This window comes from Pseudokineococcus sp. 5B2Z-1 (assembly GCF_037482305.1).
GTDB lineage: Bacteria > Actinomycetota > Actinomycetes > Actinomycetales > Quadrisphaeraceae > Pseudokineococcus.
Window position 1 is genome coordinate 281,337 of sequence record NZ_JBBHZG010000001.1, and the last position, 23,420, is coordinate 304,756.

Below are 23,420 nucleotides of genomic sequence, written 5' to 3' on the forward strand. Positions count from 1 at the left end.
CCGCACCGGCCCTCTAGCCTCGGTCGGCGTGACCGCCGCAGCTCGCACGACCGTGATCTTCGACCTCGGCAACGTGCTCGTGCGGTGGGAGCCCGCACGGGTCTGGGAGCAGCTCGATCCCGCGGCCGTGGAGGCGTTCCACGCCCGCGTCGACTTCGGCGCCTGGAACCTCGCCATGGACGCCGGTCGCTCGACGGCGGACTCGGTGGCCGACGTCGCCGCGAGCGCCCCGGGCCACGAGCCGGTGGCGCAGGCCTACGTCGACCGCTTCCTCGACACCCTCGCGGGCCCGGTGCCCGGCACGCGGGACGTCGTCGAGGAGCTGGGCGCCGCGGGCGTCCGGCTCCTGGCGCTGACGAACTGGTCCGCCGAGCTCTTCGAGCGCGCGCGCCCGCGGCTCGAGGAGGTCGTCGGGCTGTCGGTCTTCGAGGCCGTCGTCGTCTCGGGCGTCGAGCGGCTCGTCAAGCCCGACCCGGCGCTCTTCACCCGGGTGGTCGAGCGCTTCGGCCTGGACGCGCAGCTCACCGCCTTCGTCGACGACAGCCCGCGCAACGTCGAGGGCGCCGCCGCCGTCGGCCTGCGCGCCGTCCGCTTCACGACGGCCGAGGCGCTGCGGCGCGACCTCGCCGCCCTGGGCCTGCCGCTCGCCTGAGCGGCGCGGAGCGCGGACGACGACGGGCTGACGACGGGGCGGCCCCGAGGGGCCGCCCCGTCGTCCGGCTCAGGAGGAGATCCCCTGCTGGTGGTGCGCCGTGACGGGGCGCGGGTGGTCGGCGCGCTCGACGGCGACGCGCCGCGGCTTCGCCCGCTCGGCCACCGGCATGGTCACCGACAGCACCCCGTCGGCGAACGTGGCCGTGATGGCGTCGGCGGCGACGTCCTCACCCAGCTGCAGGCGCCGGCGGAAGGTCCCCGACGGGCGCTCGGCGCCGATCCACTGGACCCCCTCCTCGCCGCGCGCCGTGCGCTCGGCGGTGATGGTGAGGGTCCCGCCCTCGACGCTCACGTCGACGGAGCCCGGGTCGACGCCCGGCAGGTCGGCGTGCAGCACGTAGTGGTCACCCGAGCGGTACAGGTCCACGGGCATGAACCGGGGCGCCCGGGACGTCCCGGGGCTGGTCCCCAGCAGCTCCGACGCGCGCTCGAGCTCGCGGAACGGGTCGAAGGTCAGCACGGCGATCACCTCCTCGCCACGACCGGGGCCACCGCGACCCCGGTGCACCGTGCAGGACATGTACTAGCACTCTCCGACGGAGAGTGCTAGTCGTCGGCGGGACCACCGCCCGGTGTCTCGGCGAACCACACGACCGTCTCGCCGTAGCGCCGGGAGGCGTAGCGCTGCAGGCCCTCCGGCCAGGTCGGCTCCGGCGAGCGCGACGAGCGCTCGACGACGACGACCGCCTCGGGAGCGAGCCAGCCACGCCCCGTGAGGGCCGCGAGCACGGACGCGAGGGCCTCCTCGGCGACGTCGTACGGCGGGTCGACGAGCACCAGGTCGGCCCCGGCCTCGAGCGGGGGGCCCGGCTCCCCCGCCAGCACGCGCTCGACCGGCGCCTCTCGCACCTCGACGCCCGCCAGTCCCGTGACGGCCGCGTTGCGCCGGCAGGCGCGCGCGGCCTCGCGGCCGGCGTCGACGAGGACGACGGCGTCCGCGCCCCGGCTCGCAGCCTCCAGGCCGAGGGCGCCCGAGCCGGCGTAGAGGTCGAGGACGCGGGCCCCCTCCAGGAGCCCCTCGTGCTCCAGCCGGCTGAAGAGGGCTTCCCGCACGCGCTCCGACGTGGGGCGCGTCGCGGAGCCGCGGGGGACGACGAGGGTGCGGCCGCCGGCCGAGCCGGCGACGACGCGGGTCACGCCCGCCCTCCCGCGGCGGAGGCGGCGTCCGAGCGCGACGCCCCGGGCCTCTCGGGCGCCCGGGGGCGCGAGCCGGCCGCGGCCGCAGCCCCCAGCGCCGTGCCCAGCAGCAGCGCCACGAGGGCGAGCGACAGCTCGGCGGTCGGCAGCAGGCGCCCGCCCCCCGCGAGCGCCAGGGTGCCGACGGCCAGCGGCAGGAGCGCGACGACGGCGAGGTCGGGCCCCCGCGTCAGGCTCGTGATGACCCCGAGCGGCAGCGGGCCGGCCTGGGTCGACATGACGGCCGAGCCGGGGTCCAGCTCGGGGCGGGCGGCGCCCCGCAGGGCGGCGCCCGCCAGGGCCGGGCCGGAGGCGACGACCAGAACGAGAGGGAGGACGCCGGGCGCCAGGAGCGCCAGGGCGCCCGCGGCCACGGCGGAGGCCGCGGTGGTGAGCAGGGCGAGCGCGAGCAGGTGCGCGGCGGCCGCCCGCCCGGGGGCGACGGGGAGGACGGCGTCGAGGCCGGGCGCGAGCACCCGCACGCGCACCGGCTCCGCCAGCGCGGTGGCGGCGCCGTACCCGCACGCCAGCACGGCGAGGAGCACCACGACGCGCGAGTCGCCGGAGGAGGCCGCGAGCCCCGCGGGCACGACCGCGAGGACCGCGGCGGTGAGCACGCGGCGCGGGCTGCGGAGCACGGCCAGGAGGTCGGCGACGACGAGGGCGCCCAGCGGTCCGCGGACCAGCCCGGCGCGGGTCCAGCGGCTCGAGCGCCGTCGCGCGGTCCGCCGCGCCGCGCCGGGCGGGTCGGCGAGCGCCCGACCGACGGCGCGGGTGTCGAGCAGCGCGCCGGAGCCGGCGACGTGGGCGGACAGGGCGCCCGCCGAGGCCAGCGACGCCCCGGGGGCGGCGCCGGCGCGGCGGACGAGGACGGCGACGAGCGCGACGCCGGCCGCGAGGAGCAGCGCCGGCCCCCACCGGGCGGGCGCACCGCCGAGGGAGGCCACCGCCCCCTCGAGAGCGGCACCGGCGCCGGCGCCCCGCTCGAGCAGCGCGGCGGCGAGGACGAGCACGGGGGCGAGCAGCACCAGCGCGTCGGCCGCCCGCACGGCGGCGGCGCCGCCCCGTCGTCCCTGGCCCAGCCCGGCCGCGCCGAGCAGCACCAGGGCCACGCCGGCCGCGGCGAGCCCGGCCGCCGCGAAGGGCCCGGCGCCGCTCGAGGCGGGCAGCAGGAGCAGGACGGCGAGCGCGCCGCCGGCGCCCGCCGCGACGGCGGCCAGGGCGGCCCGGCGGAGCAGCCCGGGGCGCAGCAGCGGCCCGCGCGCCACCGGCAGCGGCAGCCACCACGCGGCCTGCGGGGGCGGCAGCGAGAGGGGCCCGAGCCGGCCCAGCAGACCGGCCGTCGCGCCGACGACGAGCAGCAGCGCCGCGGTGACGAGCACGGCCGGCGGGACGTCGGCCCCCGGGAGCGGCTCACCCAGCGCGCTGACGCCGCCGAGCGCGCCTAGGCGCCCGCGCGAGCCCGACAGCACGAGCAGGGCCAGGGCGACGGCGAAGACGCCCGTGTAGACGTCGCCGAGGAGGTCGCCCAGCGTGGCCCCGCTCGCCCGCCGCGCGGCGCGGCGCACCGTGGCGCGCAGCTGCGCGGCGCTGCTGCCGGGGCCGTCCGCCACCGGCCGCAGCACATGCTCGGGCAGCTCGCCCGGGCCGCCGTGCCCGCTCCCGTCCGGGCCGTCGCCCGGACCGTCGCCCGGGCCGTCGTGCTGCACGGGCGCCCGCGCGTGCCCCTGACCGGGATCACGGCCGTGGGAGGCGCTCACCGGCCGAGCTCCCGCGCCGCCTCGGCCGCGGACACCCGGCGCGCGCCGTCGGCGGCGAGCAGGAGCACCCGGTCGGCGACCGCCTCGAGGAGCAGCGGGTCGTGCGTGGCGAGGAGCACGCCGACGCCGGCCTCCTTCTCCTCGAGCAGCCGGTCGACGACGTCCTCGCGCCCGGCGAGGTCCAGGCGCTGCTCGGGCTCGTCGAGGACGAGGAGGCGCCGCGGGCGCACGAGCGCCGCGGCCAGCAGCATCCGCCGCCGCTGGCCGGAGGACAGGGCCGAGGGCAGGTGCTCGGCCACCGGCTCCAGGCCCAGGTCGGCGACGGCCTGGTCGACGACGTCGTCGGCGTCGCGCACGCCGTGCCCGCGGGCCACGAGGTCGAGGTGCTCGCGCACGGTGAGGCCCGGGAAGTGGGCGTCGACGTCGAGCACGCTGGCGACGTCGCGCCGGAAGGCGACGGAGCGCTCGTCGACGGGACGACCCAGCACCTCGAGCGTGCCGCCGACCGGCACCAGCTGCCCCAGGACCGCCTTGAGCACCGTCGTCTTGCCGGCCCCGTTGAGGCCGACGAGGGCCAGGGCGCGCCCCGGGTCGAGGCGGAAGGTCGTCGGCGGGGACACGGGCTCGCCCGTGTAGCCGACGAGCAGCCCGTCGGCCCGCACGAGCGCCTCCCGGTCGCGGCGGCTCACCCGCGCTCCAGGAAGGACTCGTGCTGCGGGCGCAGCAGCTCGGTGACCGCGCCGGCGAGCGCCGGGTGGCGCCGGAGCTCGGGGTCGACGGCGAGCACCTGCGCGGCGTCCGCCCGCGCCTCCTCGATGACGTCGACGTCGCGGACCACCCGCAGCAGGCGCAGCGAGGAGCGCACCCCGGACTGGCGCGCGCCGAGCACGTCGCCCTCGCCGCGGGTCTCGAGGTCGAGCTCGGCCAGGGCGAAGCCGTCCGTCGTGGCCGCGACCGACTTCAGCCGCGCCACCCCGGGCGCGTGCTCGGGCAGCGGCGACAGCAGGAAGCAGGTCCCCGCGTGGCCGCCGCGCCCCACGCGCCCGCGCAGCTGGTGCAGCTGGGAGATGCCGAAGCGGTCGGCGTCCATGACGACCATGCACGTCGCGTTGGGGACGTCGACGCCGACCTCGACGACGGTCGTGGCGACGAGGACGTCGAGGTCACCGGCCGCGAAGGAGCGCATGACGGCGTCCTTCTCCTCGGGGGGCATGCGCCCGTGCAGGACGCCGCGGCGCACGCCCGCGAGCGAGGGCTCCTCGGCGAGCAGGGCCTCCACCGCCGCGGTCGAGACGAGGACGCGGTCCTCCTCGCGCCCGCCCCCGCCCGGCGGCTCCTGCGCCGGGCCGTCCGCGCCGGGCGGCCCCTCCCCCGGGCCGGGCCCGGCGCCCTCGTCGTCGCCGATCGTCGGGCAGACGACGTAGGCCTGCCGCCCTGCGTCGACCTCCTCGCGCACGCGCTGCCACATCCGCGCGACCCAGGCCGCGTTGCCCGCGTTGACGGCGTGCGAGGCGATGGGCGAGCGGCCGGCGGGCAGCCCGCGGAGCACGGAGGTCTCGAGGTCGCCGAACGACGTCATCGCCACGGTCCGCGGGATCGGCGTCGCCGTCATGACGAGCAGGTGCGGGGTGGCCGAGGCCTTGGCGCGCAACGCGTCCCGCTGCTCGACGCCGAAGCGGTGCTGCTCGTCGACGACGACGAGCCCGAGGTCGGCGAACTGCACTGCCTCCTGCAGGAGGGCGTGGGTGCCGACGACGATGCCGGCCTCCCCGCTCGCGGCCTGCAGCAGCGCCTCCCGCCGCGCCCGGGCGCCGAGGCTGCCCGTGAGCAGCGCCACCCGCGTCGCGACGTCGGCCCCGCCGAGCGTGCCGGCCTCGGCGAGGTCGCCCAGCATCGCCGTGAGCGAGCGGTGGTGCTGCGCGGCGAGCACCTCCGTGGGCGCGAGCAGCGCGGCCTGCCCCCCGGCGTCGACGACGGCGAGCATGGCGCGCAGGGCGACGACGGTCTTGCCGGAGCCCACCTCGCCCTGCAGGAGCCGGTGCATGGGCGCTGTGCGCGCCAGGTCGGCCGCGACCTCCTCGCCCACCTGCCGCTGGCCGTCGGTGAGGGCGAAGGGCAGCCGCGCGTCGAAGGCGGCGAGCAGCCCGTCGGGGCGGGGCCGCCGCGGCACGGCGGTCTGGGTGCCCACGCGCAGCCGGCGGCGCGCCAGCTCGGCCTGCAGGACGAAGGCCTCCTCGTAGCGCAGCCGCTCGAGCGCGCGCTCCTCGTGGCCCGGGTGCTGCGGCTGGTGCGCGGCGCGCAGCGCGTCGAGCAGGCCGGGGAACCCGTGCCGGGCCAGCACCATGTCGGGCAGCGGCTCGGGGACGTCCTCCTCGGCCAGGACGTCGAGGACGAGCCCGACGGCCTTGGCGATCGTCCAGCTCTGGACGCCCTGCGTCGCGGGGTAGATGGGCAGGACGCCGCTGAGGAAGGCGTCCATCGCGGCGCCCTCGGCGGCCAGGTCCTCGGCGCCGCCGTCGTCCGCGCCCGTCTCCGGGCCGCCTCGGGGGCCGCTCATGTGGTGCTCGGGGTGCACCAGCTGTAGCGAGCCCCGGTAGAGGTTCACCTTGCCCGAGAACAGGCCGGTGCGGCCGACGACCATCTCGCGCAGGAGGTGGGCGAGCGCGCCGCCGTGCCGGGGGAAGAAGGTGAGGGGGACGCGCACCGCGCCGTCCTCGACGACGACGTCGACCACGTAGCCCGGGCGGCGCTGCATCTTCCGGTGGCGCACCGACGACACCCGGGCCAGCACGGTGGCGTGCTCGCCGACCACGAGGCCGCTGAGGTCGGTGAGCTGGCCGCGGCGGCGGTAGTCGCGCGGGTAGTGGCGCAGCAGGTCGCCCACCGTCACGAGGCCGAGGTGCGCCTCGAGCGCCTTCGCCGTGGGGAGGCCGACGGCGCGGCCGAGGGGCTCGGCCATGCGCCCCGTCGTGACGGGCACGGGGCCGGAGTGCTCGACACCCCGCGGCGCGGGCAGCCCCGGGGCGCCGGCCGCGGGCCGCTCGGACGACGGTCCCCCTGCCATGCCCGCACAGTAGGCCCGGCCGCCGACGGCACCGGTCAGGCACGGCTCGTCGTCCACAGCCCCTCCGCCGGAAGCGGCTCGCCCGGCCCTCCGCCGGCCGACGACCGCCGGTGGCCCGCTTTGGGCCGCGGCGCCACCTCGGCTACTGTGTCCCGCGACCGCGGCGAGCGCTGCCCTGCCCAGGGCCGGCGGAGCCGCAGCACCCTGACGAACCGGCGCTCCCGCGCCGGGCGGCCCCCCGCGCACGAGCGGCGGCGGACCGCGACGAGCCGAGCACCGTAGGAGAGACCGTGGCTGCCACCTGCGACATCTGCGCCAAGGGGCCGGGCTTCGGCCACTCCATCTCGCACTCGCACCGGCGCACCAAGCGCCGCTGGGTGCCGAACATCCAGCGCGTGCGCGTCGTCGAGGGCGGCACGCCCAAGCGCCGCAACGTCTGCACCTCCTGCATCAAGGCGGGCAAGATCACGCGCTGACGCACCGCACGTCCCGAGAGGCCGGTACCCCGCACGGGGTGGCCGGCCTCTCGCGTCCCACGAGGGGACCGCGCCGACCGGGCACGCCGCGCCGTCCTCCGGGGGCCCGGGAGCGCGGCGGCGCGTCCCCTGTCGCCGCCCGTCAGACGCCGCCCGTCAGCCGAAGTGGTCCCAGCCGCCCGCGCCGCCGTAGCGCTCGCCGTCGACGAGGACGGCCGGGGCGGTGCCCGCGCGCACGACCCCGACGGGCGCGAACTGCTCGGGCAGCACCGCCTCCGGGGGGAACGTCGCCAGCAGGCCGTGGTCCTCACCGCCCTCGAGGACGAGCCGCCAGGCCTCGACGCCGAGGAGGTCGGCGACGGGGAGGACGGCGTCGCGGTGCGGCGCGAGCAGCTCGCTCGACAGGTCGAGGACGACGACACCCGCGCGGGCCAGGCGGCCGGCGTCGCGGACGAGGCCGTCGGAGACGTCGAGCATCGCGCTGGCGCCCGCCTCCGCCGCCGCGGGCCCGGCGGCGCACGGCGGCCGGGGGCGCCGGTGGGCGCGCACGAGGTCGGCGACGCGCTCGTCCGCGGCCGACTCGACGGGGCCGCCCGCCCACGCCGCCGCCCCCGGCCGGCCCCGCCGCTCGAGCACCGCCAGGCCCGCCGCCGAGCGCCCCTGGACGCCCGCGAGCGCGACGACGTCGCCCGGGCGGGCGCCGTCCCGGCGCACCGGCGCGAGCCCCCGCAGGTCGCCGAGCGCCGTCACGCTGACGACGACCTCCTCGCCGCCGGTGAGGTCCCCGCCGACGACGCCGCAGCCGTCCGCGCCCTCGAGGGAGGCGCAGGCGGCCGCGAGGCCCCGTGCGAGGCCGGTGGTCCACCCGTCGGCCCACGGCTCGGGGGGCGTGCGCGGCACGACGAGCGCGACGACGAGCGCCGTCGGCACGGCGCCCATGGCGGCGACGTCGGCGAGGTTCTGGGCGGCCGCGCGCCAGCCGACGTCCTCGGGCGAGGCCGTGCGCGGGCGGAAGTGGCGCTCGGCGACGAGCGCGTCGGTCGTCACGACGACGCGCCCGTCCTCGGCCCGCACGACGGCGGCGTCGTCGCCCGGCCCCAGGTCCGTCCACGCCCCCTCGGGCAGCTCGGGCACGAGGGCGGCGAGGAGCGCGTCCTCGCCGTCCCCCGCGGCCGCGCCACCGGCGAGCCCCCCTCGGCTGTGGCGTCCTGGCACGCGTCCTCCGGTCCTCGGGGCAGCGCCCGGACGACGCCGCCGGCGCGGCCCGGGCCCGACCGACCGGCCCCGGGCGGGTGCGCGCGGGCGTCGGCGCGGGGCCTCGCCCGGACGGGCTGGGGCGGCGCAGCCCGGCCACGGTAGCGTCGCCCGCGCCCGTCCCGGCGGCGCCGCGGACCGCGGCCCGCCGGAGCGCTCGACCAGGCGACGGACGTGGCGGCGGTGCGCCGCGCCGGCCCCACGAGGGCCCGGCGCCGCGCCGTCGCCGAGGCGGCCGGCCCGCGGCACCCCGGGCACCCGGGCCGCCACGGCCGACCCGTCCCGTCCCAGCCCCGCTCGACCAGCCCAGCCCAGCCCAGCCCAGAACGGCGCCGCCCCAGGGCGCGCACCGAGGAGGAGACGCCCCGTGGAGCAGGCGTACGTGCTCGTCCAGACCCAGGTCGGCCGCTCGTCGGAGGTCGCGGCCGCCCTCGCCGCCATCGGCGGCGTCGTGCTCGCCGAGGACGTGACGGGTCCCTACGACGTCATCGCCCGCGTCGAGGCGCCGACCACCGGCCAGCTCGGCCGGCTCGTCTCCTCGCAGGTGCAGGCCGTGCCCGGCATCACGCGGACGGTGACCTGCACCGTCGTCGCGTGACGGCGACCGCGCCGCGCCGTCGCGCTCTCCTGGCGGCCACGGCCCTCCTGCTGCTCGCCGGCTGCGGGGGCTCGCCCGTCGCGGCCCCGGCCGCGCCCGAGGCGACCGACCCGGGCTGCGCGTCCGTGCTCGTGCTCGTGCGCGAGGTCGACGAGCTGGCCGGACTCCCGCGCGTCGCGTCGACGGGGCAGTCGACGGCCGCCTGGGCCTCGCCCGACCGGTCCGAGCAGGTCGTCCTGCGCTGCGGCGTCGACCTCCCCGGCCCCACCACGGACGCGTGCCTGTCGGTCGACGGCGTCGACTGGGTGGCGTCCGACGCCGAGGCGTCACCGCCCTGGACGACCTACGGGCGGGCGCCCGCCACGCAGGTCGCCGTCACCGGTGACCTCACGGCCGCCGACGTCCTGCCCGGGCTGGGCGGCGCCGTCGAGGCCCTGGAGGCGCAGCGCAGCTGCTCCTGACGGGCGCCGCGTCGGGTCCCGGTGTCAGCGCAGGCCGGCGCGACGCTCGAGGGCCAGCTCGAGAAGCCGGTCGACGAGCGCCGGGTAGGGCAGGCCCGAGGCCTCCCAGAGCCGGGGGAACATCGACGACGGCGTGAAGCCCGGCATCGTGTTGACCTCGTTGACGACGACCCGGCCGTCGTCGGCGACGAAGACGTCGACACGGGCCAGCCCCTCGCAGCCGAGGGCGTCGAAGGCGCGCAGCGCCGTGGCGCGCACGGCCTCGGCGACCTCCTCCGGCACGTCGGCGGGGCAGGTGAGCTCCACGGCGCCGCCGTCGAGGTACTTGGCCTCGAAGTCGTAGAAGTCGCGGCCGTCGACGACCGCCACCTCGCCGACGACCGACGCCTCCGGCGCCGCCCCGCCGAGGCCGTCCAGCACGCCGCACTCCAGCTCGCGGCCGGCCACGGCCGCCTCCACGAGGACCCTCGGGTCGTGCTCGCGGGCGGCCTCCACGGCCGCGGCGAGCGCCGCGCGGGCGCCCTCCCGCCAGCGGCCGGGGGCCTCGCCCAGCACGACGCGGGTGACGCCCATCGACGAGCCCGCGCGGCAGGGCTTGACGAAGACGACGGCGGCCCCGGCGCCCTCCGCGACGGCGAGGGCGGCGTCGAGGCGCTCCTCGCGGTCGGCGCGCCAGGCGCGGTCGGTGACGAGCGCCCACGGGCCGACGGCGACGCCCGCCGACGCGAGGACGGTCTTGGCGTAGTGCTTGTCCATCGCCACGGCGGAGGCCAGGACGCCCGAGCCGACGTAGCGGGTGTCGGACATCTCGAGCATCCCCTGCAGCGTCCCGTCCTCGCCGAAGGGGCCGTGCAGGAGCGGCAGGACGACGTCCACCTCGCCGAGCGCCCGTGGGACGTCGCCGGCGTCGAGCGCGACGAGGCCGCGCTCGACGGGAGAGCGGGGCGCCAGCACGGCGGGCCCCTCCCCCGGCTCGACGACAGGCAGGACGTCGCCGGCGAGCTCCCAGCGCGCGGGGTCGTCGGCGGCGAGCACCCACCGGCCGTCGAGCGCGATGCCGACGGGGACGACGTCCCAGCGGTCGCGGTCGAGCGCGCGCAGGACGCCCGCGGCGGTGACGCAGCTGATGCCGTGCTCGCTCGAGCGCCCGCCGAAGACGACGGCGACGCGGCGGCGCCGGGGGGCTCCCTCCTGCGTGCGGTCCTCGGGGTCCCGTCCTGCCGGCTGCGCCTCCACCGCCGGGACGCTACCGGCGGCCGGAGCGCCCCCCGCGGCGCCACGCGGCGGACGGACCGCAGCCCTCAGCCCGCGGCCCCGCTCTCCGCCCCGCCGGCCCGGCACGAGCGCGGGCACCCGTCCGGGTGCTGCGGCGCGGAACCGCCCTCCGGCGACCGACGGAGGGGCACCATGGGCGTCGACGGGCGTCGCCCGTCGGAAGGCGTCCGGCGCACCCGCCGGGCCGGCACCGGGAGGCCGCGTGGTCGCACCGCAGCTGCGGGCGGAGGTGGAGCGCCGTCTCCTGCTCACCTGGCGCGCCGACCCCGACGTCGTCGGCCGCCTGCTGCCGGAGCCCTTCCGCCCCCAGCTGGTGGACGGCGCCGCCGTCGTGGGCGTCTGCTGCCTGCGCCTCGGGGCCGTCCGCCCCCGGGGCCTGCCCGCCGCCGTCGGCGTGCGCGCCGAGAACGCCGCGCACCGGGTCGCCGTCGTCTGGGACGACCCCGCCGCCGGCGAGAGGACGGGGGTGTGGGTCCCTCAGCGGCACACCGCGAGCCGCCTCGTCGCGCTCGCCGGGGGGCGCCTGTTCCCGGGGCGCCAGGCCCGCGCCCGCTTCCGGGTGGAGGAGACCGACGACCGGGTGCACGTGGCGGTCGAGGGCGCGGACGGCACGTCGCTGGCGGCCGACGTCGACGTCGTCCCCGAGCTGCTCGGCAGTGCCCTGTTCGCGGACCTCGACGCCGCCTCGCGCTTCTTCGAGGCCGGCTCGACGGGATGGTCCGCGGGCGGACCGCCGGCGTCCGGCGCCGACCACGACGGGATGCGCCTGGAGACGGACGCCTGGCGCGTCGAAGCCTGCCGGGCCCGCGAGGTGCGCTCCAGCCTCTACGACGACCCGCGCGCCTTCCCGCCGGGCACGGCGCGCTTCGACTCGGCGCTGCTCATGCGCCGGGTGCCCGTGACCTGGACGCCGCTCGCCCCGCTGCCCGCTCGGCCGGTCGTCGCGCCGGCCTGAGGGCGTCCCGGCCGCGCGGCCTCCCGCGGCCCCACGCGGGGAGCCCGCCACGAGACGCCGGTCCGCCGCTCGGGCGCGGGCCCCTACGCTCGCCGCCATGGCGGACGGCACCCCCCACCCGACCGGCTCCGGGGCGAGCGGTCGCCCCTGGTCCCCCGCGACGACCGTTGTCGCCGCGGGACGGCCGCCGCGGACGCCGGACGCCCCGGTGAACCCGCCGCTCGTGCTGTCGTCCACCTTCGTGGGCGCCGGCGAGCCGGGGCCGGGCGCGCGGACCTACGCCCGCTCGTCCAACGCCAGCTGGGAGCCGCTGGAGGAGGTGCTCGCGACCCTCGAGGGCACCGACGAGGACGGCGGGGCGCTGGCCTTCGCCTCGGGCATGGCCGCCGTGTCGGCGGTGCTCGCGCTCGTGCCCCTCGGGGGGCGCGTCGTCGCGCCCCGCTCGGCGTACAACACCTCCGTCGAGCTGCTCGAGCAGCTCGACGCCGACGGGCGGGCGCGCGTCACCTTCGTCGACGTCGCCGACACGGCCGCGGTCGAGGGCGCCCTCGCGGGCGGCGCCGAGCTGCTGTGGCTGGAGTCGCCCACGAACCCGCTCCTGGAGGTGGCCGACCTGCCCGCGTGCGCCGCCGCGGGCCGGGGCGCCGGGGCCGTGGTCGCCGTGGACGGCACCTTCGCCACCCCCCTGGTGCAGCAGCCCCTCGCGCTCGGGGCGGACGTCGTCGTCCACTCGGTCACCAAGCTGCTGTCCGGGCACTCCGACGTCCTGCTCGGGGCCGTGGCGACGTCGGACGCCGCTCTCCTGCAGCGGCTGTCGACCCACCGCCGGGTGCACGGCGCCATCCCCGGGCCCTTCGAGGCGTGGCTGGCGCTGCGGGGCCTGCGGACCCTGGCGCTGCGCGTCGAGCGCACGGGCGCGACCGCCGCCGAGCTCGCGCGGCGCCTCGAGGGCCACCCCGCCGTCGGGCGCGTGCGGCACCCGTCCCTGCCGTCCGACCCCGGCCACGAGCGCGCCCGGGCGCAGATGCGCGGCGCCGGGAGCGTGCTGTCGCTGGAGCTGGTCGGCGACGACGACGGCGCCCTCGCCGCCGCCCTCGTGGAGCGGCTGGGCCTGTGGACGCCGGCGACGAGCCTCGGCGGCGTCGAGTCGCTCGTCGAGCGGCGCCGGCGCCACGCCAACGAGCCGCCGACGACGCCCCGCGGGCTGCTCCGCCTCTCCTGCGGCCTGGAGGACGTCGAGGACCTCTGGGCCGATCTCGAGCAGGCGCTCGACGCCAGGGCCTGAGCCCGGACCGCTCGGCACCGGACCCGCTCGGCCACAGGCCCGCTCAGCACCAGACCCGCTCGCGTCAGACCCGCTCGCGTCAGACCCGCTCGCGTCAGACCCGCTCGGGAGCGTCCGCCGGGGCGGGTGCGGTCGGCACGACCCGCGCGCCGAGGTGCTCGGCGAGGACGGTCGCGAAGCCGGCGGCCTGGTCCTCGCCGAGGACGACGCCCGCGAGGTCGCCCGGGCCGGTGATGCGCTCGACGTGGGCCCCGCTCACGTCGAGCCCGGACAGGCGCGAGCCGGTGAGCACGAGCCGCTCGACGCGGCAGCCGACCAGCCGCACCCGCGCCGCTCGCGCGTCCGTGAGGTCGAGCTCCCCGACGACGCAGTCCTCGAGCAGGACGTCGGCGAGGTCGGCGCCCCGGGCGTCCAGGTGGTGCAGCCGGCACCCGCTGAGGCGGGTGCGGACGAGGTCGGCGTCCCCGAGCCGCAGCACGCCGGCGCGGGAGCCCTCGACGACGACGTCGCGCCAGGACGAGCCGGTGAGGTCGAGGTCCGTCGCGGCCAGCTCCTCGAGGCGGGTCGAGACGAGGCGGGCGCCGCGCAGGGCGGCGCCGTCGAGGCGGCAGGCGACGAGGGCGCACTCGAGCAGCCGTAGGTCGGGCAGCTGCGCCCCGGTGAGGTCCAGGCCGCTGAGCAGCATCCCGTCGAGGTCCTCGCCCGCCGCCGGCGGCGCCGTGCGCGGCGCCAGGTCGGGCAGCTCCACCTCGACCCGCTCCTCGCGCCGGCGCCCCGCCGCGCCCCGTGACGTCACGTCAGCCGGCCTCGTGCTTGAGGTCGCGGGCCAGGAGCAGCCGCGCCGCCTCCCGCGCGTGGACCCGCCCCTCGACGACGTCGACGACCTGCTCGACGATGGGCATCTCGACGCCGGCGGACCGGGCGAGGGCCAGGACCGACGGGGCCGAGCGGACGCCCTCGGCCGTCTGGCGCACCACCCGCGCCGCCGCGCCGACGTCGAGGCCGCGACCCAGCTGGACGCCCGTCTGGTGGTTGCGCGACAGGGGCGACGCGCAGGTGGCGACGAGGTCGCCCATCCCGGCGAGCCCGGCCAGCGTGGCCGCCTCGGCGCCCAGGGCGACGGCGAGGCGGGAGGTCTGCGCGAGGCCGCGGGTGATGATCGACGCCTTGGCGTTGTCGCCGTACCCGAGGCCCTCGGCCATGCCGACGGCCAGGCCGACGACGTTCTTGACGACGCCGCCGAGCTCGACGCCGAGGACGTCGTGGTGGGTGTAGGGCCGGAAGACCGGTGTGGCGCAGGCGGCCGCGACCTCGGCGGCGACGTCGGCGTCGTGGGCGGCCACCACCGTGGCGGTGGGCTGCCGCTCGGCGATCTCCCGGGCGAGGTTCGGACCCGAGACCACGGCCACGCGCTCGCGCGCGGCGCCGGACGCCTCGGCCACGACCTCGCTCATCCGCAGCCGCGAGCCGCTCTCGAGGCCCTTCGCCAGGCTGACGAGCGGGGCCCCGGCGGGGACGGCGTCGGCCACGCCGCCGAGGACGCCGCGCAGCGACTGCGACGGCAGCGCGAGCACCACGACGTCGGCGCCCTCGAGGGCGCGGCGCGGGTCCGTCGTCGCCGTGACGGCGTCCGGCAGCGCGACGCCCGGCAGGTAGGCCGGGTTGCCGCGCCCGCCCGCGACGGCGGCGACCACCTCGGGCCGGCGGCCCCACATGGCCACCTCGGCGCCGGCGTCGGCGAGCACGAGCGCGAAGGCCGTGCCCCAGCTGCCCGTGCCGAGGACGGCGACCCGGCGGCTCACGCGCGGCCGGCCCCGAGAGCCGTCCCGACGCCCGCGGGGGCCGGGGCGCCGGTCGTGCGGCGGGTCGTCCGTCGACGTCGCGTCGGGCGGCGAGGGGTCTCCGGCATCGATGTCCTCTCGGGTCGGTCGTGCGGCGGTCGTCGGGCCGGGCCCAGGGTGGCAGCATCGCGCGGGTGCCCGCGCCCGACGCCCCCCGGTCCGGCGGGGTGGACCGCTGGGACGTCGTGCTGCCCGTCAAGGGCGGCCCCGCCGCCAAGAGCCGCCTCGGCGGTGACGCCGCCCTGCGCGGGCGCCTCGCGCTCGCCATGGCCCTGGACTGCCTGGACGTCGTGCTGGCGGCTCCCGGCGTCGCCCGCGCCCTCGTGGTGACCGACGACCCCGCCGTGGCGGGCGCCGTCGCCGCCGCCGGCGCCCGCGTCGTCGCCCCCGGTCCGGCCAGCGCGCGGGCCTCGGCCCTGGACGACGCCGTGCGGGCCGGGGCGCGCGCGGCCGAGCGGTGCCGGCCTGTCCCCCCCGACGGCGCGGGAGGCGCGGGGACGGGCGTCGCCGTGCTGCTGCCCGACGTCCCCGCCCTGCGCGCGCAGGAGATGGGTGCCGCCCTCGCGGGGGCCTCCGAGGCCCTGGCGGCCGGGGCGAGCGCCGCGCTCGTGCCCGACGCCGCGGGGCGGGGCACCGCCCTGCTCGCCGCCCGGACCGCCGACGACCTGCCCGTGGCGTACGGCGAGGGGTCGGCCGGGCGGCACGCGGGGGCGGGCGCGGCGGTCCTCGACCTCGCCCTGCCGGGCCTGCGCCGGGACGTCGACACCCGGGCCGACCTGCGCGAGGCGGTGGCGCTGGGCGTGGGGCCGCGCACGGCCGACGCGCTGGCGCGGGGGCGCCTGCACCTCGCGGTGTAGGCGGCCCCGCCGGCCCGCCCCTCCGCGCGCGCCGGGGCGGCGCGCCGGCGGGAGCGGCCCGCTCAGGCGCCGGCGCCGGCGGGCACGCGCACCCGGGACGCCGCCGTCGAGGACCACTCGACGTCCGCCCCGATGGCCTCGAGCTTCTCCGCGAAGCGCTCGTAGCCCCGGTCGATGAGCTCGATGCCCGAGACCCGCGAGACGCCCGTGGCGGCCAGGGCGGCGACGAGGTAGCTGAACCCGCCGCGCAGGTCGGGGACGACGATGTCGGCGCCGTGCAGCGGCGTGGGGCCGGAGACGGCCGCCGAGTGGCGGAACTGCGCCCCGCCGAAGCGGCAGGGCGTGGAGCCCAGGCACTCCCGGTAGACCTGGATGCGGGCGCCCATGCCGCCGAGGGCCTCGGTGAAGCCGAACCGGTTCTCGTAGACCGTCTCGTGGACGATGGACAGGCCGTCGGCCTGCGTGAGCGCCACCACGAGCGGCTGCTGCCAGTCGGTCATGAAGCCCGGGTGCACGTCCGTCTCCAGCGCCAGCGAGCGCAGCGGCCCGTCGGGGCTGAGGAAGCGGATGCCCTCGTCGGTGACGTCGAACTCGCCGCCGACCTTCCGGAAGACGTTGAGGAAGGTCATCATCTCGGGCTGCGTGGCGCCCTCGACGAAGACCTGCCCGCGGGTGGCGAGCGCCGCGCAGGCCCACGACGCCGTCTCGATGCGGTCGGTGAGGGCGCGGTGGTCGTACCCGCGGAGCCGGGCGACGCCCTCCACCCGGATCGTCCGGTCGGTGTCGACCCCGATGATCGCGCCCATCTTCTGCAGGACGGCCACGAGGTCGAGGATCTCGGGCTCCGTCGCCGCGCCGTGCAGCTCGGTGAAGCCCTCGGCCCGCACCGCCGTGAGCAGGACCTGCTCCGTCGCACCGACGCTCGGGTACGGCAGGTCGATGCGCGTGCCCCGCAGCCCGTTCGGCGCGGTGATGCGGATGCCGCCCTCGCGCTTGTCCACCACGGCGCCGAACTGCCGCAGGACGTCGAGGTGGTAGTTGATGGGGCGGTCGCCGATGCGGCAGCCGCCGAGGTCGGGGATGAAGGCCTCCCCGAGACGGTGCACGAGCGGCCCGCAGAAGAGGATCGGGATGCGGCTCGCGCCGGCGTGGGCGTCGATGTCGGCCACGTGCGCGGACTCGACGTCGGTCGGGTCGAGCACGAGGACGCCGTCGTCCGGCTGGGAGACGTCGACGCCGTGGAGGCCGAGCAGCCCCGTGACGACGCCGACGTCACGGATCTCCGGGACGTTGCGCAGGACGCTCGGGCTCTCGCCCAGCAGCGCCGCCACCATCGCCTTGGAGACGAAGTTCTTCGCCCCGCGGACGGCGACGGCGCCGTCCACCGGTCGTCCGCCGCGCACGTGCAGCACGTCGCCCATGGGCACCCAGACCTCCCGCCGGCGGCACCCGCGCGGCGCCGTCCCGGCCGCCCATGATGCCCCCGGCGGCCCCGTGCCCCGCACCACCGGCTCCGGCGCGGCGCGCCCCCGGCCCCGACGGCACCCCCGGCCGAGCGGCTCCGGGCACCGGGCCCGGGCCCGGTCGGAGGCCCGGGCGGGGGTCCGCGGCGTCCGCGGACCCCGCCCGTCAGGACTTCTTCTTGGCCTTCTTGCCGTCCTTCTTCTTCGCCTTCTTGCCGTCCTTGCCGTCCTTGGCGTCCTTCTTGCCGTCCTTGCCCTTGCCGCCCGGGGCCTTCTCCGGCGCGGGCTCGGGCGCGTCGGCGACCTCCGCGGCCGACGGCTGGTCGTCCGCGGCGGCCGCCGTCGCCGGGGCGGCGCTCGACGTGCGCGAGGACGGTGCGCGCCGGCTGCGCGCGGGCGCGCCGTCGGCGAGCTCGACGCCGCCGCGGCGCGTCGTCACGGCGCGCAGCGCCCCACCGGCGGACGGGTCGGTCTGGACGGCCTCGGGCATGGAGCCCGGGTCGGAGACGTAGGCGCGGAACGCCGTGCCGGGCTTGAAGCGGGGCACCGAGGTGCCGGCGATGGGCACCGTCTCCCCCGTCCGCGGGTTCCGACCCGTCCGCGGGGCCCGGTCGGCCCGCTCGAACGTGCCGAACCCGCTGATGGCCACGCGCTCCCCGCGCGCCACGGCGCGCACGACCGCGTCGAGGACGGCCTCCATGGCGTCGCTGGCGGCGCGGCGGCTCCCGAGCCGCTCCTCGAGGACGTCGACGAGCTCACCCTTGTTCACGAGACCTCCTGCGGCGCCCGCGAGCCCGACGGTCGGGCGCGCTCGCCTGGGGCCGCACCGTAGGGGCAGCCGGGGGCGCGCACCAGGCCCCGGACCGGCGCAGGTCACCCGCGCCCCGGACGCACGACGCGCCCGGGGCGGAGGCGGCCGCCCCCGGGGTCAGCCGAGCCGGGCGCCGAACACCTCCTGGGACATCACCGGACGCAGCGCCCGCTGCACCTCCACGGTGGCGAAGGCCCGGTGGAGCACGTCGTCGCCGAGGACGTTGCCGAGGGCGCCGAGGCACATCGCCTGGTCCAGGGAGAGGTGACGGCGCGCCAGGGTCCCCGAGCGCACCGCGACGGCGTCGAGGAAGCCCCCGTCGCCGTACGCGCCGAGGTCCTCCTCGAGCCCGACGAGGTTCGCCTGGGCGCGCTCGGGCTCGTACGCCAGGGCGAGGAAGGACGCGTGCGGGGTCACCACGCCGTCGCCGAAGACGGGCGAGGGCGAGCTCGCCTCCCGGCAGCCGGGGAACCCGGGGTCGACGTCGGTGCGCTCCCGGTCGGAGAAGTACCCGTCGGGGTTCAGCCCGACGGCGTCGACGCCGTACTCGCGGTAGCCGCCGAAGGGGTCGCTGGCCGGCGAGAAGCCCCAGTAGCCGTACCCGGCGTCCACCAGCCCGTGCCGCACCTGGGCCCGCACGTGGGCGGGGTGGTTGACGCCCCAGGACCGCCGCGCCCACCGCGCCTCCGGCACGAAGAGGTCGGGCATGAGCTCCTCGAACATCGAGCCGCCCCAACCGGGCACGACCAGGGAGCCGTGGTGGGCGTAGGCGCCCTCGAAGACCTCGACGCCCTCGTAGGTGCGCGTGCGCCCGACCGGCCGCGCCTGCTGCCAGGACCAGTCGCAGCCGTCGGGGAAGGTGCGCCACGTCGAGTAGTACCAGCTCGCCGGCACCTGCCCGCGGACGAGGCCGAGGTAGCCCGCGACCCGAGCCTCCGACACGTGGGTGTCGTAGTGGTGGTCGGTGAGCCAGACGTCGTCGCCCACCCCCAGGTGGTCGCCGAGCCGCGCCGCGGTGCCCTCGGGCGGCGGGGAGTCGTAGAAGCCCCCGTGCAGCAGGCCGCCCGGGCCGGTCGCCCGCGGGTCGTAGAAGGCGTCCCAGCGCATCCGCTCCCACAGGGGCTCGGCGAGGGCGCCGACCTCGGGCACCGCCGTCCGCACGACCTGCAGCGCCGCGCCCAGCCACCCGTTGTCGACGCTGGACACGAAGGGGACGACGGGGTCGCCCGAGTCGGGCCAGGTCGTGACCACCGACCCGTCGCTCTCGTCGTACCAGTTGTAGTACATGCCGCTCGGGACGTGGTGGTCGACCTGGAGGAGGGTCTCGAGCGTGCGACGGACCCGGGACGCGCACTCCCGCCGGCCCACCAGGCCGAGCTCGCGCGCCACCACGGTGCACCAGAGGTAGCCCCCGACGTTCGTGGGGGACGTGTAGCGGCTGCGGCCGGACGACGACAGCGACGCCGGGAGGTTGTCCGCGGGGAAGCCGGTGCCGGGGTCCGTCATGGCGAGGACCGACGTCCAGGTGTCCCGCGCCCACCGCTGCAGGCGCGCGGGGTCCACCGGGGCGGCCGCGCGGGACGGCCCGGCCGGCCGGCCGGTGGCCGCGCGCGCCGCAGCCGCGGGAGCGAGCGCCGCCGCCGCAGCGGTCGCTCCTCCCGTCGTCAGCAGGCGCCGTCGGGAGAGCTCCGTGCGGGTCCGGTCTGCCATGGCGTCCTCCGGGAGGGAGCCGCGGCGGGGCGCCGTCGTCCTCCGCCGCGGTGCGGGGCGCAGCGCACGATGTATGCGCATACACGCTGGACGTGCGCACTCTCCCCGCTCCCGCGCCGTGGCGCAAGGGGCCACGACCGGCGACGAGGCCCGAGCGCGAGGGGACGGGGCCCGAGCTCGAGGGGTGGGAGGCCGGTGGGCGCCCCCACCCCCGAGGAGCTACGCGAGCGTGCGCGGCTTCCAGGACGGCCGCTCGCGCTCGAAGGCGTCGATCGCGTCGACGTCGCGCAGCGTCAGGCCGACGTCGTCGAGCCCCTCGAGCAGCCGCCAACGGGTGTAGTCGTCGATCTGCAGCGGCGCCACGAGCTCGGCGCACAGGACGACCCGCTCCTGCAGGTCCACGGTCACCTCGGTGCCGGGGCGGGCCTCGAGCTGCTTCCAGATGAGCTCGACGTCCTCCTGCGCCAGCTGGCCGGCCACGAGGCCCTGCTTGCCGGCGTTGCCGCGGAAGATGTCGGCGAAGCGCGAGGAGAGGACGGCGCGGAAGCCGTAGTCCTTGAGCGCCCACACGGCGTGCTCGCGCGAGGAGCCGGTGCCGAAGTCCGGGCCCGCCACGAGCACGCTGCCCGAGGAGTACGCCGGCTGGTTGAGGACGAAGGACGGGTCCTGGCGCCAGCCGGAGAACAGCCCGTCCTCGAAGCCGGTGCGCGAGACCCGCTTGAGGTACACGGCGGGGATGATCTGGTCGGTGTCGACGTCGCTGCGGCGCAGCGGCACGCCGACGCCGGTGTGGCGGGTCACGGGGTCCACGGGGGCGCTCCTCGTCGGTGCTGGCGGGTGGGGGCCGGGGTCGTGCGGGCGGCGGTGCGCGCTCAGGCCGGCACGAGGGGCTGCGGCGCCTCGAGGTCGGCCGGCGAGGAGAGGGTGCCGCGCACGGCCGTGGCCGCAGCCACGAGCGGCGAGACGAGGTGCGTGCGCCCGCCGCGGCCCTGGCGGCCCTCGAAGTTGCGGTTCGACGTCGACGCCGCCCGCTCCCCCGGCGCCAGCTGGTCGGGGTTCATGCCGAGGCACATCGAGCACCCCGCGAAGCGCCACTCGGCGCCGAAGTCGGTGAAGACGCGGTCGAGGCCCTCGGCCTCCGCCTGCAGGCGCACGCGCGCCGAGCCGGGGACGACGAGCACGCGCACGCCGTCGGCCTTCGTCCGCCCGCGGACCACCTCGGCGGCGGCGCGCAGGTCCTCGATGCGCCCGTTGGTGCACGAGCCGATGAAGACGGCGTCCACCGCCACCTCGCGCAGCGGGGTGCCGGGCGCGAGGTCCATGTACTCCAGGGCCCGCCGTGCCGCGGCGGCCTGGCCCTGGTCGGCCATCGCCTCGGGGTCGGGGACGGCGGCCGACAGCGGCAGCCCCTGGCCGGGGTTCGTCCCCCAGGTGACGAAGGGCTGCAGCTCGGCGGCGTCGATGACGACCTCGGCGTCGAAGACGGCGTCGTCGTCGGTGCGCAGCGAGCGCCAGTGCTCGACGGCGGCGTCCCAGTCGGCGCCCGTCGGGGCGTGGTCGCGGCCCTGCACGTAGGCGAAGGTCGTCTCGTCGGGCGCCACCATGCCGGCGCGGGCGCCCGCCTCGATCGACATGTTGCAGATGGTCATGCGCGCCTCCATCGAGAGCGCGCGGATGGCCGAGCCGCGGTACTCGAGGACGTAGCCCTGGCCGCCGCCCGTCCCGATGCGCGCGATGACGGCGAGGATGACGTCCTTGGCGGTGGAGCCCTCGGGCAGCTCGCCCTCGACGGTGATCGCCATGGTGCGCGGGCGCTGCAGCGGCAGGGTCTGGGTGGCGAGGACGTGCTCGACCTCGCTCGTGCCGATGCCCATGGCGAGCGCGCCGAAGGCGCCGTGCGTCGAGGTGTGGGAGTCCCCGCACACGACCGTCATGCCCGGCTGGGTGAGCCCCAGCTGCGGCCCCACGACGTGGACGATGCCCTGCTCGGCGTCCCCCAGCGGGTGCAGGCGGACGCCGAACTCCGCGCAGTTGCGGCGCAGCGTCTCGATCTGCGTGCGGCTCGTGGGGTCGGCGATCGGCTTGTCGATGTCGAGGGTGGGGGTGTTGTGGTCCTCGGTCGCGATGGTGAGGTCCCGGCGGCGCACGCCGCGACCCTCCAGGCGGAGGCCCTCGAAGGCCTGCGGCGAGGTGACCTCGTGGAGGAGGTGGAGGTCGACGTAGAGGAGGTCGGGCTCGCCGTCGCCACCGCGGCGCACCACGTGCTCGTCCCACACCTTCTCGGCCAGGGTCCGGCCCATCTCGTCCTCCTCCGGGCGCCGTCCGGCGCCGCCGCTGCGGCCTCTGCGGACGCACCCCCGCCGCCCCGGTCGGGGGCGGCGCGGGCGTCCCGCCGCTCCGGGCGGGTGACTTGCCATCTCATAGTGAGAGACGGCAATATCGTCCTATGGACAAGTCTAGCGGAGTCGGCGTCCTCGACAAGGCCGCCGCCGTCCTCGCCGCGCTCGAGGCCGGCCCCGCCAGCCTCGCGCAGCTCGTGGCCGCCACGGGCCTGGCGAGGCCCACGGCGCACCGCCTCGCGGTCGCGCTCGAGCACCACCGCCTCGTCGGCCGCGACATGCAGGGCCGCTTCGTGCTCGGCCCGCGGCTCCCCGAGCTCGCCTCGGCCGCCGGCGAGGACCGCCTCATCGCCGCCGCGGGCCCGGCCCTGACGGCGCTGCGCGACCACACCGGCGAGAGCGCCTCCCTCTTCCGCCGCCAGGGCGACGCGCGCGTCTGCGTGGCCGCCGCCGAGCTGCCGATGGGGCTGCGCGACTCCGTGCCGGTCGGCGCCACCCTGTCGATGCTCGCCGGCTCGGCCGCCCAGGTGCTCCTCGCGTGGGAGGAGCCCGACCGGCTGCACCGCGGCCTCCAGGGCGCCCGCTTCACCGCGACCGTCCTGTCCGGCGTCCGCCGCCGCGGCTGGGCGCAGAGCATCGGCGAGCGGGAGGCCGGCGTCGCCTCGGTCTCGGCGCCGGTGCGCGGGCCGGCGGGCCGCGTCGTCGCCGCGGTGTCCATCTCCGGCCCCCTGCAGCGCCTCACGCGCCAGCCGGGGCGCCTGCACGCGGCCGCCGTCGTGACGACCGCGCAGCGCCTGTCGGAGGCCCTCAAGCGCGCGGAGTCCTGACCCGCGCGCACCCCGCCACCCCGTCCCGTTCCGCCCCCTCCCCCGGGGGCGATGTGTGGCCATGTCGCCCCGGCACGGGCTCCCGGTCGGCGACGTGTGGCCATGTCGCCCCGCCCGCGCCTCCGGACGGCGACGTGTGGCCATGTCGCCCCCGCGCAGGCCCCCCGACGGCGACGCGTGGCCATGTCGCCCTCACCCGGTCGCCGGCGGGGCGACATGGCCACACGTCGCCCCGAGCGGAGGAGGGGACGCGAGCTCGGACGTCGCCCCGGACGGAGACGGAGCGAGCCCGGACGTCGGGACACCCCGGAGAAGCAGAACGGCCCGGCCTCCCTGCTGGGAGACCGGGCCGTGCCTGTAGCCCCGACCGGATTCGAACCGGCGCTACCGCCTTGAGAGGGCGGCGTGCTAGGCCGCTACACAACGGGGCCTTGCGTGTCCGCTCTGGTGCGGACGATCGTGCGGGTGAAGCGCTGGGGTACCAGGACTCGAACCTAGACTAACTGAACCAGAATCAGTCGTGCTGCCAATTACACCATACCCCACCGGGGTAT

Annotated in this window: 22 protein-coding genes and 2 tRNA genes; 8 read left to right on the plus strand and 16 right to left on the minus strand. The window is 78.4% G+C overall.

Features of this window, described 5'->3' with window-relative positions; translation table 11 throughout:
• The first annotated feature begins 28 nt into the window (after positions 1 to 28).
• Positions 29 to 652 (plus strand): HAD family hydrolase, encoded by a 624-nt coding sequence (locus tag WDV85_RS01180; protein WP_339568879.1) that lies wholly within the window; start codon positions 29 to 31, stop codon positions 650 to 652.
• 69 nt (positions 653 to 721) lie between these two features.
• On the opposite strand, the gene WDV85_RS01185 is transcribed toward WDV85_RS01180, so the two are convergent.
• The 5 genes from WDV85_RS01185 to recG all read right to left on the minus strand — a co-directional run bounded on the left by WDV85_RS01185 (position 722) and on the right by recG (position 6,714).
• Positions 722 to 1,174, minus strand: a complete 453-nt coding sequence (locus WDV85_RS01185; protein WP_339568880.1) for an Hsp20/alpha crystallin family protein — start codon at positions 1,172 to 1,174, stop codon at positions 722 to 724.
• Between the two features lie 86 nt (positions 1,175 to 1,260).
• Complete coding sequence (gene rsmD / locus WDV85_RS01190; RefSeq protein WP_339568881.1) at positions 1,261 to 1,851, minus strand: 16S rRNA (guanine(966)-N(2))-methyltransferase RsmD; 591 nt, start codon at positions 1,849 to 1,851, stop codon at positions 1,261 to 1,263.
• Entirely contained in the window at positions 1,848 to 3,650 is a 1,803-nt protein-coding gene (locus WDV85_RS01195; protein WP_339568882.1) for a DUF6297 family protein, read from the minus strand. The genes rsmD and WDV85_RS01195 overlap by 4 nt, the downstream gene beginning before the upstream one ends.
• A complete protein-coding gene (locus WDV85_RS01200) occupies positions 3,647 to 4,339 on the minus strand; it encodes an ABC transporter ATP-binding protein (RefSeq protein WP_171203837.1) in 693 nt (230 codons plus the stop codon). The genes WDV85_RS01195 and WDV85_RS01200 overlap by 4 nt, the downstream gene beginning before the upstream one ends.
• On the minus strand, positions 4,336 to 6,714 hold the full coding sequence (gene recG, locus WDV85_RS01205; RefSeq protein ID WP_339568883.1) for an ATP-dependent DNA helicase RecG: 2,379 nt from the start codon (positions 6,712 to 6,714) through the stop codon (positions 4,336 to 4,338). Before recG ends, WDV85_RS01200 begins: the two co-directional genes overlap by 4 nt.
• 290 nt (positions 6,715 to 7,004) lie before the next feature.
• Between recG and rpmB the strand changes: the two genes are divergently transcribed.
• Positions 7,005 to 7,190: a 50S ribosomal protein L28 gene (gene rpmB, locus WDV85_RS01210; protein ID WP_171203836.1), complete on the plus strand. Its 186-nt coding sequence runs from the start codon at positions 7,005 to 7,007 to the stop codon at positions 7,188 to 7,190.
• Positions 7,191 to 7,346: 156 nt separating this feature from the next.
• On the opposite strand, the gene WDV85_RS01215 is transcribed toward rpmB, so the two are convergent.
• Positions 7,347 to 8,405: a thiamine-phosphate kinase gene (locus WDV85_RS01215; protein ID WP_339568884.1), complete on the minus strand. Its 1,059-nt coding sequence runs from the start codon at positions 8,403 to 8,405 to the stop codon at positions 7,347 to 7,349.
• A gap of 406 nt (positions 8,406 to 8,811) precedes the next feature.
• Between WDV85_RS01215 and WDV85_RS01220 the strand changes: the two genes are divergently transcribed.
• Together WDV85_RS01220 and WDV85_RS01225 are read left to right on the plus strand one after the other, a co-directional pair.
• Positions 8,812 to 9,042: an Lrp/AsnC family transcriptional regulator gene (locus WDV85_RS01220; RefSeq protein ID WP_171202175.1), complete on the plus strand. Its 231-nt coding sequence runs from the start codon at positions 8,812 to 8,814 to the stop codon at positions 9,040 to 9,042.
• Positions 9,039 to 9,503, plus strand: a complete 465-nt coding sequence (locus WDV85_RS01225) for a DUF3515 family protein (RefSeq protein ID WP_339568885.1) — start codon at positions 9,039 to 9,041, stop codon at positions 9,501 to 9,503. The genes WDV85_RS01220 and WDV85_RS01225 overlap by 4 nt, the downstream gene beginning before the upstream one ends.
• A 24-nt stretch (positions 9,504 to 9,527) precedes the next feature.
• On the opposite strand, the gene WDV85_RS01230 is transcribed toward WDV85_RS01225, so the two are convergent.
• On the minus strand, positions 9,528 to 10,739 hold the full coding sequence (locus WDV85_RS01230) for a D-alanine--D-alanine ligase family protein (RefSeq protein WP_339568886.1): 1,212 nt from the start codon (positions 10,737 to 10,739) through the stop codon (positions 9,528 to 9,530).
• A gap of 241 nt (positions 10,740 to 10,980) precedes the next feature.
• Here WDV85_RS01230 and WDV85_RS01235 point away from each other — a divergent pair, with 241 nt between their 5' ends.
• Both WDV85_RS01235 and WDV85_RS01240 read left to right on the plus strand, forming a co-directional pair.
• Positions 10,981 to 11,733, plus strand: coding sequence for a DUF2071 domain-containing protein (locus tag WDV85_RS01235; RefSeq protein WP_339568887.1), 753 nt, complete (start codon positions 10,981 to 10,983; stop codon positions 11,731 to 11,733).
• Positions 11,734 to 11,830: 97 nt separating this feature from the next.
• Positions 11,831 to 13,018 (plus strand): trans-sulfuration enzyme family protein, encoded by a 1,188-nt coding sequence (locus WDV85_RS01240; protein WP_339568888.1) that lies wholly within the window; start codon positions 11,831 to 11,833, stop codon positions 13,016 to 13,018.
• Positions 13,019 to 13,112: 94 nt separating this feature from the next.
• Here the strand turns inward: WDV85_RS01240 and WDV85_RS01245 are convergent, their stop codons facing one another.
• Complete coding sequence (locus WDV85_RS01245) at positions 13,113 to 13,814, minus strand: pentapeptide repeat-containing protein (RefSeq protein ID WP_339568889.1); 702 nt, start codon at positions 13,812 to 13,814, stop codon at positions 13,113 to 13,115.
• A 1-nt stretch (position 13,815) separates the two neighbouring features.
• Positions 13,816 to 14,820 carry an NAD(P)H-dependent glycerol-3-phosphate dehydrogenase gene (locus WDV85_RS01250; RefSeq protein ID WP_298804738.1) on the minus strand — a complete coding sequence of 335 codons (1,005 nt, stop codon included), beginning with the start codon at positions 14,818 to 14,820 and terminating at the stop codon, positions 13,816 to 13,818.
• Between the two features lie 173 nt (positions 14,821 to 14,993).
• On the opposite strand from WDV85_RS01250, the gene cofC reads away from it, so the two are divergent.
• Positions 14,994 to 15,716 carry a 2-phospho-L-lactate guanylyltransferase gene (gene cofC, locus WDV85_RS01255; protein WP_339568890.1) on the plus strand — a complete coding sequence of 241 codons (723 nt, stop codon included), beginning with the start codon at positions 14,994 to 14,996 and terminating at the stop codon, positions 15,714 to 15,716.
• A gap of 62 nt (positions 15,717 to 15,778) precedes the next feature.
• On the opposite strand, the gene murA is transcribed toward cofC, so the two are convergent.
• The 5 genes from murA to leuC form a co-directional block, all read right to left on the minus strand.
• Complete coding sequence (gene murA, locus WDV85_RS01260) at positions 15,779 to 17,137, minus strand: UDP-N-acetylglucosamine 1-carboxyvinyltransferase (protein WP_339568891.1); 1,359 nt, start codon at positions 17,135 to 17,137, stop codon at positions 15,779 to 15,781.
• Between the two features lie 208 nt (positions 17,138 to 17,345).
• Positions 17,346 to 17,948 (minus strand): HU family DNA-binding protein, encoded by a 603-nt coding sequence (locus WDV85_RS01265; RefSeq protein ID WP_339568892.1) that lies wholly within the window; start codon positions 17,946 to 17,948, stop codon positions 17,346 to 17,348.
• A 159-nt stretch (positions 17,949 to 18,107) separates the two neighbouring features.
• The gene (locus WDV85_RS01270; RefSeq protein WP_339568893.1) at positions 18,108 to 19,700 is read right to left on the minus strand and encodes a glucoamylase family protein; all 1,593 of its coding nucleotides are present in this window, start codon (positions 19,698 to 19,700) and stop codon (positions 18,108 to 18,110) included.
• 219 nt (positions 19,701 to 19,919) lie between these two features.
• Entirely contained in the window at positions 19,920 to 20,510 is a 591-nt protein-coding gene (gene leuD, locus WDV85_RS01275) for a 3-isopropylmalate dehydratase small subunit (RefSeq protein WP_171202608.1), read from the minus strand.
• Positions 20,511 to 20,572: 62 nt separating this feature from the next.
• Entirely contained in the window at positions 20,573 to 22,000 is a 1,428-nt protein-coding gene (gene leuC, locus WDV85_RS01280) for a 3-isopropylmalate dehydratase large subunit (RefSeq protein WP_339568894.1), read from the minus strand.
• A 146-nt stretch (positions 22,001 to 22,146) separates the two neighbouring features.
• On the opposite strand from leuC, the gene WDV85_RS01285 reads away from it, so the two are divergent.
• Positions 22,147 to 22,866: an IclR family transcriptional regulator gene (locus WDV85_RS01285; protein ID WP_339568895.1), complete on the plus strand. Its 720-nt coding sequence runs from the start codon at positions 22,147 to 22,149 to the stop codon at positions 22,864 to 22,866.
• 358 nt (positions 22,867 to 23,224) lie between these two features.
• Here WDV85_RS01285 and WDV85_RS01290 read toward each other — a convergent pair.
• Both WDV85_RS01290 and WDV85_RS01295 read right to left on the minus strand, forming a co-directional pair.
• A tRNA-Glu gene (locus WDV85_RS01290) sits at positions 23,225 to 23,297 on the minus strand.
• 42 nt (positions 23,298 to 23,339) lie between these two features.
• Positions 23,340 to 23,411, minus strand: a tRNA-Gln gene (locus WDV85_RS01295).
• Between the last annotated feature and the right edge of the window lie 9 nt (positions 23,412 to 23,420).

What these genes read in the sequence shown, in the direction of transcription:
- recG (WP_339568883.1), bottom strand. Translation starts at nt 6,714, where the DNA reads ATGGCAGGGGGACCGTCGTCCGAGCGGCCCGCGGCCGGCGCCCCGGGG.
- WDV85_RS01240 (WP_339568888.1), top strand. Translation starts at nt 11,831, where the DNA reads ATGGCGGACGGCACCCCCCACCCGACCGGCTCCGGGGCGAGCGGTCGC.
- murA (WP_339568891.1), bottom strand. Translation starts at nt 17,137, where the DNA reads ATGGGCGACGTGCTGCACGTGCGCGGCGGACGACCGGTGGACGGCGCC.
- WDV85_RS01270 (WP_339568893.1), bottom strand. Translation starts at nt 19,700, where the DNA reads ATGGCAGACCGGACCCGCACGGAGCTCTCCCGACGGCGCCTGCTGACG.
- leuC (WP_339568894.1), bottom strand. Translation starts at nt 22,000, where the DNA reads ATGGGCCGGACCCTGGCCGAGAAGGTGTGGGACGAGCACGTGGTGCGC.
- WDV85_RS01285 (WP_339568895.1), top strand. Translation starts at nt 22,147, where the DNA reads ATGGACAAGTCTAGCGGAGTCGGCGTCCTCGACAAGGCCGCCGCCGTC.